Source organism: bacterium, from assembly GCA_040753085.1.
Lineage (GTDB): Bacteria > UBA9089 > JASEGY01 > JASEGY01 > JASEGY01 > JASEGY01.
In genome coordinates, this window is sequence record JBFMHI010000091.1 from 1 (window position 1) to 10,845 (window position 10,845).

General features: G+C 45.3%; 16 protein-coding genes. All 16 read right to left on the minus strand.

The window, feature by feature from the left end; genetic code table 11:
• Window positions 1-275: 275 nt before the first annotated feature.
• Complete coding sequence (locus AB1797_09655) at window positions 276-698, minus strand: Hsp20/alpha crystallin family protein (GenBank protein MEW5767872.1); 423 nt, start codon at window positions 696-698, stop codon at window positions 276-278.
• A gap of 29 nt (window positions 699-727) precedes the next feature.
• Entirely contained in the window at window positions 728-1,090 is a 363-nt protein-coding gene (locus AB1797_09660; GenBank protein MEW5767873.1) for a hypothetical protein, read from the minus strand.
• A 32-nt stretch (window positions 1,091-1,122) separates the two neighbouring features.
• On the minus strand, window positions 1,123-1,347 hold the full coding sequence (locus tag AB1797_09665; protein ID MEW5767874.1) for a hypothetical protein: 225 nt from the start codon (window positions 1,345-1,347) through the stop codon (window positions 1,123-1,125).
• A 702-nt stretch (window positions 1,348-2,049) separates the two neighbouring features.
• Window positions 2,050-2,304, minus strand: a complete 255-nt coding sequence (gene spoVG / locus AB1797_09670) for a septation regulator SpoVG (protein ID MEW5767875.1) — start codon at window positions 2,302-2,304, stop codon at window positions 2,050-2,052.
• A 5-nt stretch (window positions 2,305-2,309) separates the two neighbouring features.
• Window positions 2,310-3,194, minus strand: a complete 885-nt coding sequence (gene ispE, locus AB1797_09675; protein ID MEW5767876.1) for a 4-(cytidine 5'-diphospho)-2-C-methyl-D-erythritol kinase — start codon at window positions 3,192-3,194, stop codon at window positions 2,310-2,312.
• Window positions 3,181-3,819 carry a hypothetical protein gene (locus AB1797_09680; GenBank protein ID MEW5767877.1) on the minus strand — a complete coding sequence of 213 codons (639 nt, stop codon included), beginning with the start codon at window positions 3,817-3,819 and terminating at the stop codon, window positions 3,181-3,183. The genes ispE and AB1797_09680 overlap by 14 nt, the downstream gene beginning before the upstream one ends.
• A 244-nt stretch (window positions 3,820-4,063) precedes the next feature.
• Window positions 4,064-4,243 (minus strand): hypothetical protein, encoded by a 180-nt coding sequence (locus AB1797_09685; GenBank protein MEW5767878.1) that lies wholly within the window; start codon window positions 4,241-4,243, stop codon window positions 4,064-4,066.
• Between the two features lie 85 nt (window positions 4,244-4,328).
• A complete protein-coding gene (gene trpC, locus AB1797_09690; protein ID MEW5767879.1) occupies window positions 4,329-5,138 on the minus strand; it encodes an indole-3-glycerol phosphate synthase TrpC in 810 nt (269 codons plus the stop codon).
• Between the two features lie 85 nt (window positions 5,139-5,223).
• Window positions 5,224-6,735, minus strand: a complete 1,512-nt coding sequence (atpA, locus tag AB1797_09695) for a F0F1 ATP synthase subunit alpha (GenBank protein MEW5767880.1) — start codon at window positions 6,733-6,735, stop codon at window positions 5,224-5,226.
• 278 nt (window positions 6,736-7,013) lie between these two features.
• Window positions 7,014-7,550 carry an ATP synthase F1 subunit delta gene (gene atpH, locus AB1797_09700; GenBank protein MEW5767881.1) on the minus strand — a complete coding sequence of 179 codons (537 nt, stop codon included), beginning with the start codon at window positions 7,548-7,550 and terminating at the stop codon, window positions 7,014-7,016.
• Window positions 7,547-8,032 (minus strand): F0F1 ATP synthase subunit B, encoded by a 486-nt coding sequence (atpF, locus tag AB1797_09705; GenBank protein MEW5767882.1) that lies wholly within the window; start codon window positions 8,030-8,032, stop codon window positions 7,547-7,549. Before atpF ends, atpH begins: the two co-directional genes overlap by 4 nt.
• A gap of 379 nt (window positions 8,033-8,411) precedes the next feature.
• Complete coding sequence (gene atpE, locus AB1797_09710) at window positions 8,412-8,672, minus strand: ATP synthase F0 subunit C (protein ID MEW5767883.1); 261 nt, start codon at window positions 8,670-8,672, stop codon at window positions 8,412-8,414.
• Window positions 8,673-8,724: 52 nt separating this feature from the next.
• Window positions 8,725-9,459, minus strand: coding sequence for a F0F1 ATP synthase subunit A (gene atpB / locus AB1797_09715; protein MEW5767884.1), 735 nt, complete (start codon window positions 9,457-9,459; stop codon window positions 8,725-8,727).
• A gap of 173 nt (window positions 9,460-9,632) precedes the next feature.
• Window positions 9,633-10,052 carry a retroviral-like aspartic protease family protein gene (locus AB1797_09720; GenBank protein MEW5767885.1) on the minus strand — a complete coding sequence of 140 codons (420 nt, stop codon included), beginning with the start codon at window positions 10,050-10,052 and terminating at the stop codon, window positions 9,633-9,635.
• Window positions 10,053-10,064: 12 nt separating this feature from the next.
• A complete protein-coding gene (locus AB1797_09725) occupies window positions 10,065-10,523 on the minus strand; it encodes an ATP synthase subunit I (protein ID MEW5767886.1) in 459 nt (152 codons plus the stop codon).
• A complete protein-coding gene (locus AB1797_09730) occupies window positions 10,480-10,710 on the minus strand; it encodes an AtpZ/AtpI family protein (GenBank protein MEW5767887.1) in 231 nt (76 codons plus the stop codon). The genes AB1797_09725 and AB1797_09730 overlap by 44 nt, the downstream gene beginning before the upstream one ends.
• Window positions 10,711-10,845: the final 135 nt, after the last annotated feature.

Genomic DNA, 10,845 nt, shown 5'->3' on the forward strand with positions numbered 1-10,845 from the left:
TTAAAAAAGTAAGCTCATTACAGATTATAGTGCTATGGGTTAAGTTTCATCTCCTTTTGTACCGACGACAGCGTTGGCATAAAAGCTTCCCCTCCCTTGATGGGAGGGGTTAGGGGAGGGTGAAATAGCAAGAGTAATAATATTGCCCGCCAATTTCACCCTCACCCTATCCCTCTCCCATCAAGGGAGAGGGAATTTTGCTTTGTCTCCCAACTAACTGCTTAACTTAGTTTTGAGCAGTTACGAGGATTCAAGGCTTCAAGAGTAGATTGTAGTTATCCAATTTCAAGGACGATATAACTGCTCCTCTTCTCCATGGCCTTCGGTAAAACCACTTCCAGAATGCCTTCCTCAAGATTTGCCTTAATCTGATCAGACCTGACCGCTTGAGTAAGAGGGATGACACGTTCAAATGTCCCGTAATTAACCTCCATCTGATGATAGCACTTTTTTTTCTCCGAAGAGATATCCCGCCTTACCCCCCGAAGAATTAATCTATCCCGATCAAGAGTAAGTTGGATATCTTCTCTTTTTACTCCGGCCAATTCGACCTTAACCACAATAGTAGTTTCGGTTTCATAGACGTCGGCAAAAGGTTGCCACTTATTTATGGGACCGGCAATAAGGGAAGCTTTCAATCCAAAAGACTGATCGAGCAGCTTCTCCAACTCTGTCCCCAATCCTGGAAATATAGGCATATTTTACCTCCTTAATGCTTCCTAATACCTCAAACGGATTCATACCTGAATTCTACCTCTTGTTTTTTCTCTCTGAAAATAATCTCCTCAAACTGATCGAAGATTCCTCTTCTCCCAAGAAGGTTGAAACCTATATTCAGTTTATCAGAAAAAGCAACTTCAAAGATGAACTTATGTTCTCCTATCTGGATGGGAAGATTAAAGACATAACCCGGGATAAAACTTCCATCCCCAACGATGAACATCTGCTTTCTTGCGCTTTTGATTTCAAGTTTAAGTACAAAGGCAAATTCAAGATCAAAGATACTCATATATGCTCCAGAATCTATATAAGCCTCAAGTTCAATTGAGGTTTTATTAACACCGAAGAGGATTATTGGAACTATAGGCATTATACGAGATTTGTGTCTTTTATAGGGAAATATCATAGAACGCATTCTATTTCTTCTTCCTTGGGGATCGGTGATACTAAGCAGACTTCGGCAGGGAATTTCTCCTTAGCCATCTTAAGGATCTCTCTTACCTTATGCTTAGGACCAGTACCTATTTTCTCTCCTTTAGCGATGATGATCCACTCTCCACCATGATTTTCTACTAATTCTTCAAAATGGCTCGTAAAATACTCATCATTTAGATCTTTATACCCCATTCTTCAACCCCCTTTTGTTCAATAAAATAATATCCTTATTTTCTTCTCATTGGTATCAAGTTTTCCCACATCAAGGCCTGTTGAGGTGTAGAATAAACCAAATGATACAGAGAAAACTTTCGACCTATACGGTTAGAAATTACAAGCAATCCTCTTCAAATCTGAAAGGTTTGAATTTTACATAACCACAGGTGAAACCTGCGGAAACGAAACATCTACCGCTCAACCCTGAAAGGGTTGAATTCTATGTGATGGATAATATTCGACCCTTGCAGGATCGAGCGTTGCGGGGTGTATTTATTTTCCGTAGCTTGCATCTACGGCTATTTAAAATTTGACGCTTTCAGCGTCAGTAGTCTACAACCTTAACCATACAGGTCGAAAGTTTTCATTGCGAACCGTTATAGTTATCTACGATTTAGCTTACCTTCCCCTACTTTTTGTTTTAACTTGCGCTTATCACCTGTTAACGATGGGTGAGCGATGAGTAGTGAAGTAGTTGAGTGGTGAGATGATTAAGCGAGGTCCTGGTCCGAGTGCTTAGAGTCTCTCCCAAAACCTCTGCGGCGTGAAAGGGTTGAGATACCAGGCGTCTGATAGACTCCTAAGAGTGGAGAGTTGAGACGGGAGAACGGAGAGGTCTCTTCTCTCGACTTTCAACTCTCAGCTCTCAACTCTCACTACCAGACTACCAGGCACCAATTACTCCATTTGTTCATAAGCCCTAATGATCTTCTCCTGAAGCACTTCTCTGAATTCGGAAGAGATAGGATGAGCAATATCTTTATGTTCTCCCGTCCGGGTGACACGTGAAGGCATAGCTAAAAATTTTCCTTCTTGTCCTTCAATAATCTTCATATTGTGCACCACAAAACAATCATCAAACGTGGCTGAAACCCATGCCTTAAGTTTCCCCTCCTCTTCGACTTTTTTTATTCGGATGTCTGTAACTTCCATCGTATCTACCCCCTTTGCTGCAAGTTTGGGTTATAAGTTTCCACAATCCGGACTTTCTCTTTTACTATTTCCCTCAATTTAGCCGCAATACTTGTGGCTTGAGTTTTGTCCCAGGCCAGGCCGAATACCGTTGGCCCTGAGCCGGACATCAATGTCCCCACTGCGCCTGCTTCTACCATGGCCCGTTTAAGGGATAAAATAAAAGGATATTGTTTAACCGTTACCTGTTCTAAATCGTTATAAAGATTGGCAGCTATTGAGACGAGATCGCCTTCTTTAATGGCGGCCGCCATTAATTTAATATCAGGCCCCTGGCCTGTCAAGCTCAAGTTTAGAGACTGATAGATATGGGAAGTAGACACCTGTTGATCAGGATGGATCAGAACAACCCAGAAAGCCCTGCCGGGCTGAAGTGGGGTAAGTTTTGCGCCTATTCCTTCAGCCAAAGCCGTTCCGGGATTGAGACAAAAAGGAACATCCGCCCCCAGCTCTGAGGCTACCTGATAAAGTTCATCATAAGTCAGACTTAGAGACCATAATTTATTTAACCCCATCAAAGCCGCCGCCGCATCACTGCTTCCTCCGGCCAGGCCGGCCGCCACTGGAATAGCTTTTTTAATTCTAATGCTTGCCCCATAATCAACCGACGCTAATTGAGTCAACTTAATGGCCGCCTGGTAAGCTAAATTTTGCCCCGGCGGAATATTCAGCCCAGGGCACTCTACTTCAATTATCCTCGGCGGGGCAGGGGTAAAGATAAGCGTATCATAAAGGGCTACTGACTGCATAATAGAGGCAATCTCATGGTATCCGTCATCCCTCCTGCCCAAAACACTTAAGAATAGATTTATCTTGGCCGGCGCCTGAATTCTAACTTCAGAAGTAAATATTTATCCCCCCTCCGATACAGGTTGTTTTAGAAAAAGTTATTTCGCCGGCCACCGAGAAGCCTTGTCCCCACCAATATTTTATCCCCAGAGGCACAAAAAATTCCAGCTCCACTTCATCTTCCTCCTCTATTATTTTTTCATAGTTCACTATATCCAGTCCAAGCCCGCTGTAAATTAAAAGGTTGGTGTTTTTCTTTTTATTAATCAGGATAGTATCACCCGCCAGAGCAAACCCGGAAAGGATAAAAGAGTTAAAGTTGTCGGCTTTAGTAACGGTAAGTCGAGACCCTAAAGAGAGATAGAGATCGGAATTTTTCTTGTCAAGCAATTGATATTTCCCTTCTCCACCGATAAAGAATCCAACCTCCTCCTTCCCTTTGTTAAACTCCGCCTCAATAATTCCACCCTTTAACCCCCAATCAATATGCTGGTCAAAGCCAAATCTAGCCTGGGCACATGCCCCTGAGGCATTTAAGTCCTCCATAAAAAAAACATACACCCCTCCTTCAACCTGGCCAGGCTTAATGACCATAGGAGATTGATATTGACCGTAGATCTGAGACCAAACAGGGGCTGAACCAATCAATATCCCCCCCAATATAAGGCAAAATAGTATCCTCTTCAACCGTCTTACCTCCCTTTCACCTCAGCCAATAGACATTAGCCCATAAGGTGTATCTTCCCTCGTAAGCGTTCAGCCACTAAGGCACAAACTCGATGCTCGATGCTCGATCCTGGATACTGGATCCTTTACCAGCATCGAAGATCGAGCATCGAGCATCGAGGATCGAGGATCGAACATCCAGCATCATGTGCTGAACGGTTATCTTCCCTCTATGGTCTCTTGCCTGCTTAGCTATTGACTCTTTTCACAGACACTTGCGGCACCCCATACAATCTTTCCCCGGAGTGCTAAAGTCATCCCCGCATATAGCCGGGAAAAGCACATACTCAGTCCGCTGAGGAATCTTGTATCTTCTCTCTTTTCCCCCTACCAACCTCTCCCAAAATTTATTCAGCCAAACTAAACCTAACCTTACGGTTGCCACTGTTACCAACTCCCTCCAGAGATATTTAAAGATAAACCTCTGTTTACTCTATCGGCAACCATAAGCTAAAAGTTTATCTTTTTTTTTATCCCGAGAGGGAATTAGTCGTGCCTAACAGTTCTCTTACTTTACCTCCTATATCTTGGCTGGCCAAAAGGGCCTCGCCCACGAGAATAGCATCTACCCCTTTTGCTTCCAGAAATTTTGCCTGTCTTCGAGTACGAATCCCGCTCTCTGAAACCACCGTGATTCCGGCTGGGATCCAGAGCTTAAGCCGGGAGGTAATGTTCAAATCAACCTCAAAGGTATAAAGATTGCGGTTGTTTATGCCAATTATCTCTACATCTGTGGAGATGACCTTTTCCAATTCTTCTTCCGTATGCACCTCTATTAAACAATCTATCGCTACCTCGCGGGCAATAGAAAGAAAATTGGCTAAGGTTTCTTTCGGAAGACAGGCAGCAATCAAAAGGATCGCATCAGCACCTGCCTGGGCTGATTCATATATCTGATACTCATCGATGATGAAATCCTTTCTGAGAACAGGAAGCGAAACGATTCGCTTCACTTCAGCAATAGTCTTCAAATTTCCCAGAAAGAATTTTGACTCTGTCAGAACGGAAATAGCCGCCGCGCCATTACGGGCATAAATACCCGCCAGCCTGAGTGGATCAAAGTCCTTGCAAATTATCCCCTTTGATGGAGAAGCCCGTTTGATCTCGGCAATGAGTCGGATAGGGTCTCCCCACTTTTTCGCCCTGGAAATGGCTTTCCTGAACCGACCGGGGGACGGGGCTGAAGCGGGTAACCGAAGAAGCAGTTCCTTAAGAGGGAGAATCTCTTTTTGCCTGGCTAATTCAACCCGTTTATGCTTTATTATCTGATCAAGGATCATGGTATCAGTAGACAGTGAACAGTAGACAGTAATCAGCCGTCAGTACTTACGTCTTTCTTACTCCTTCACTATCCACTGTCTACTGTTAGCTCTTGATAAATACTTCCTTAAATCCGGCTATGGCTTCCTTCAATGCCCCTTCTGTCTCGTCGTCCAATTTTTGAGCCTTCTCCAGCTTAGCTACTAATTGAGGGCGCTGGCTATCCATATACCCAAAAAATTCCCGCTCAAATCGAAGGCAATCATTAACCGAGATGTCATCCAGGTATCCCTTTACGCCACAATAGATAATCATCACCTGTCGGGTTACCGGCATAGGTTCATACTGCCCTTGCTTAAGGATTTCCGTCATCCGTTTTCCCCTGGCCAGCCTAGCCTGAGTGGCCTTATCCAGATCAGAGGCAAATTGAGCAAAGGCGGCTAATTCTCGATATTGGGCCAGGTCTAATCTAAGTTGGCCGGCTACTTGTTTCATAAACCTGGTCTGCGCCGCGCTGCCCACTCTGGATACAGAAAGCCCTACGTTAATGGCCGGCCTTATACCTGAATAGAAAAGGCCGGGTTCAAGGTAAATCTGGCCATCCGTAATGGAAATGACATTAGTAGGGATATAGGCCGAAACATCGCCGGCCTGAGTCTCAATAATAGGCAAGGCGGTCAGCGATCCGCCTCCATGCTCAGGGTTATATTTAGCCGCCCGTTCCAATAACCGGGAGTGAAGATAGAAGATGTCGCCAGGATACGCCTCTCGACCCGGTGGCCTTCGCAGCAACAATGACATTTGTCGGTAAGCTACGGCGTGTTTAGATAAATCGTCATAGATGAGAAGGGCATGTCCGCCCTTGTCCCTGACTTCTTCCCCCATAGCACAACCCGCATAAGGGGCGATATATTGCAGAGGAGAGGAAGCCGAGGCAGTCGCAGAAACAATAGTCACATAATCCATGCAACCTTTTTCTTCCAGCGTGCTCACTATCTGAGCCACACTTGATTGTTTTTGCCCAATAGCCACGTAAATACAGTGCACATCCCCTCCCTTTTGGTTGATAATGGTATCAACGGCAATGGCTGTTTTCCCTGTTTGGCGATCACCAATAATAAGCTCTCGCTGTCCACGGCCAATAGGGATCATAGAATCGATCGCCTTTAAGCCGGTGTGAAGGGGTTGATTGACCGATATGCGGTCCACAATCTCCGGTGCCCTGGCCTCAATAGTTCTGAACTTGGTGGTCCTGATCGGTCCTTTCCCATCAATAGGCTGCCCCAGGGCATTTACTATCCGTCCCCTTAAAGCGTCCCCAACCGGCACCTCAACCACTCGACCGGTAGTCTTAACCTCATCGCCCTCTTTGATATCACGATCTTCTCCCAAGATGACTGCCCCTACTGAATCTTCCTCTAAATTGAGGACCATCCCGTAGACCCGACTGGAAAATTCCAGAAGCTCTCCGGCCATAGCCTCTTCCAGGCCAAAGATTCGAGCCACCCCATCTCCCACCTGCACCACTGTCCCCACCCTGGCCAGATCCAGCTTAACATCATACTGCTCTATCTGCTCCCGAATAATAGCGCTTATTTCACTGGCTTTGATCTCCACTTTCTTTTTCCTCCTCGGACTCTATGACATTTAATATTGAAATCTGCGTGCCTCTTTTGGGGCGGCTGAGCAGTTACTAACCACGTTAAACGTATCTACTCAAAATCAAGTTGAGAACTTGTCAATTGCAAGCCCGAGCGGAGTGAGGGAGGGAGCAATCCGTCCTGTTTCGCCTTCGGTTCGCAGTCCTCGCATTACGACACAGCCTCTTGAAGGGTAACTACTCAACTTAGTTTTGAGTAGTTACCGTTAAACTAACTAATTAACTCGACTCGCCACTAACCCGTTAGTTCCCTTTTTAGCATCTCCAGCCTTTTTTTAACACTCCCATCAATAATAGTATCTCCCACCCGAATGATACATCCGCCAATAATTTCGGGATCAACCTTCATCTCCATCCTAATCTCTACCTTCATCGACCTGGCTAACTTATTGGCTAACCGATTTTTCATCTCCTTTGGCAGAGGAACGGCTACCGTTAATAACGCCCTGGCCCGAGCTTGACGTTTGTCAGCCATTTCATCATATTTCAACCTGATATCCGAAATCAAATTCAGTCTCTTTTTGGCCAAAAGCAGCCTCAAGAAATTGTTGGTAATCGAAGAAAAATGATAAGGCTCCATAAGCTTGAGGAGAAGAGCCTTCCTGGCTTCAAGATCAAGCTTAGGATGCTGAAAGGTCCGCAAAATAACCGGGTCAGCCGTCAGGATACGGTTGACCCGGGCCAATTCTTCTCCTTGAATATCTATGTTGTCGTGGTCAGAAGCAATATCTATCAGGGCTTCCGCATATCTACCGGCCGCACTCTTAATCAATGTAGTCTCCCTACCTCTCTGGTATATTCATCAACTAACTTCCGATGGTCCTTTTCAGTAAGACTCTTTCTAATAATCCGTTCTGCCACCAGGATGGAGAGATCGGCTACCTGGGCTCGAAGTTCCCTTTTGGCCCGCTCTACTTCTTGATCCATTTGGGCCTTGGCTTCCTCGCATATCCATTTTGCTTTGGCGTTAGCCTCGGCCATAATCCGTTTTTCTTCTTTAGCCGCTGTCTGCCTTGCCTTTTCAACCATCCCCAGGGCCTCTTCCCGTTTTTCAGCCAGGGTCTCTTTAGCCTCGGCTAAATTTTTAGCCGCCTCTTGTTTGTCTTTTTCTGTGCCTTCAATCAATTCACGGATATAGGCTGATCGTTTCTCCAGGAACTGAGTCACTGGTTTATACAGCAACTTATACAGAATCCCTGTCAAAATCAGAAAGTTGATAATCTGCAAAACGAGCGTAAAATTAAGGCTGATCATTATTTCGCTTCTTCTGGTGTCTGGTGGCCTGGTGTCTAGTGCCTTGTCACGTTAGTATTTATGGGTAGAGTCTCTTTAGGTAGGGGCAAATAATTATTCGCCCCTACCTCCTCCTTTTGCCAAGACGATTCGCGAATCGCCCTTACTGTAGGGGCACGTTGCAACGTGCCCCTACAGTTTGACAAGGCACTAGTGCTTCGTGACATTTGATATTATGGGTAGAGTCTTTTGAGTTTGATCCGGGCTTTCTCGGTGCTGAATTGCCAGTTTTCAGATATCGTCAAAATAGCTCAACTGCTAAAAGCAAATGTCATGGAGCACTAGTGGTCTGGTAACCCCCAGGCTACCAGACCACCACACTACCAGACACCGGATTGGATTAAACTGCCACAAAGATGAGCAGTAAAGCGATAACCAGAGAATAAATCCCGGTTGATTCACTTACGGCCTGACCGATAAGCATAGTTCGAGTCAAAAGGGTGGCCATCTCTGGTTGTCGGGCAATGCCTTCCACTGTCTTGCCGGCTGCGTAACCTTCTCCGACGCCCGGGCCTATGGCCCCTATGCCCATACAAATGCCGGCCCCTAAAAAGGCCATCCCCTTAAGAAAGGCTTCCGCTGTAATTCCGCTGAACTCCATAAGTCCTACCCCCTTTATTAAGTTTCGAGTTTCGGGTTTCCCGAAACTATTTTTATGCCCTGGCCACAGAAATATAGGTGATAGCCAACATAGCAAAAACAAAGGCCTGGACGGTCCCCACGAAAAATCCAAAGAAACCATTTAGGCCGATCGGCAGGATCAAATAGTAAGTTAATTCAGAAATAATCAAGATAACCAGTCCACCGCCCAGGATGTTACCAAAGAGACGAAAAGAATGAGAGGTAAGCTTGGCGAATTCCCCGATAATATTTAACGGCAGCATTAAAGGAGCCAGCATCATCGGCTCTAAAAAGCCCTTTAAATAATGGCCCAGCCCCTTGGTCCAGATGGCTGACCCTTGAACAATAAAGAAAACCAAAAGCCCGAGGCCGAGGGTGGTATTCAAATCAGCCGTGGGTGATTTGAAAAAAGGAATACTTCCCAACCAGTTGGAGATAAGCACAAAGAAGAAGATAGTCGCGAAGAGAGGGAAATATTTTCGGCCGGATTCTTGACCAATAGTATCCTTAGTTAGACCGTCTAAGCCGTCAATAATCCATTCAATTAATGCCTGAACACGCCCGGGGAACTTCTCTAACCGTCGGACGCCCAGATAGGCCAGCCCAATAAGCATGGCCATCACAATCCAGGTCATCACGAGAGTGGTGACGTTGACCTTCAGGGCGGTCTCACCTACTTTAAAGATCAGCTCATTTGATTCGGTAATATTATCTAAGTTTGGTATCTCAAAGGCCTTGAGCAAAGCCGTCCTCAGCGTCTCGAACATTCTTCCTCCTTAACGGTATTGACGATCTCAAGCTAAAACGTAACTACTCAGCCATCCAAAAAGAAGACCACAGATTCCACAAGATCTTACCGATTATCAGGAATTATTTTTTATCGGAGCCATCTGGGAGAATGGGGGTAATCTGTGTTCCCAATGAGGGCTGAGCCCTTACGCTAAAACAAATCCGTAACCCATTTCCCATCGTGCTCTGGATTTGGGGTCACTTTTTGAGATTTTGCCTCAACCACTAAGTCCATATTTTCTAACACCAAATAGCCAATTAAGGGGGGTGTTGTTTCATCGTTTTCCATGACATCCATTCTAATTTCACGCCCCTGAATAGTAATGCTGGCTACCGAGAAAATCCTTCTATTCACTTCACCATTAGCTGTAAGCACTTTTCGTGAATGCGCATACATCAAGCCTAATTTGGCAATAACTTCCGGCGGCAAACAAAGAAAGGCGGCGCCTGTATCTACTACGGCGTCGTCTACTTCCACCATTCTTATCGCCTCCTCAGAAATCAGCCCTTCAGAGGCTTTTAGAATATCACCAAAGTTCTTTACTATTACTTTTTCCGTTGTTTTTCCCATCCCTATTTTCCCTCACTTTTTGGCTTCCAAGGCTCCAGGCTGGAATTCCAGATGTTCAGGAAAAGGAATAAACTTCAAGAAAATGGCGGCCTTGACCATAAAGAAACCCATTACCGTAGTTACCAAAGCAATCCCCTCTACTTTAAAGGCCAGTATCATGGCCAAAGTAAGACATCCATATCTAAGCAGCCAGCGATATCTAAAAAATCTTACGGCTTGCCCCGAAGTCATGGTTAAAAGACGGCTAATATCCCTGGCCAGCCAACAAAAGTTGAATAAACTGACCGCCACCCCCAGCCATAATCCAAAGACCCAATCAATTCGGCCCCAAATAGAACAAAATAGGCTGCCTATTCCCGCTAACATCAGGGTAAAGGAGATAACCTCACCTTGGAGTTGATGGTAATCAGCCCCCATCTGAGAACACTCAATCTTCCTTCTTAAGCTGCTCCATAACCAGTCGATAAACACTCAGAAATCCCCCCCCTGCCCCCATAATTATCCCCAGGGCCAGCAATAATCCCCCGGTATCAAGCCATTTATCCAGATAATATCCCGCTCCCAGGCCAATAAGCACAGAAAAGACCATCATCAGCCCTATCTGGGTGACAAGAGTCAGATAACGGGAGATATCCTTAAGTTCTTCAGCCCAGCCCATAAGCAATTAATGTAACTACTCAGCCACCACATATTGATTTTGAAGCTTACAGAACACAATATATTGTGGTTCGTCTCCTTTTATAGGTTGCATAGAAAGCCGTTTTTTAGGAATTTTAGCTAACTTTTAAACACC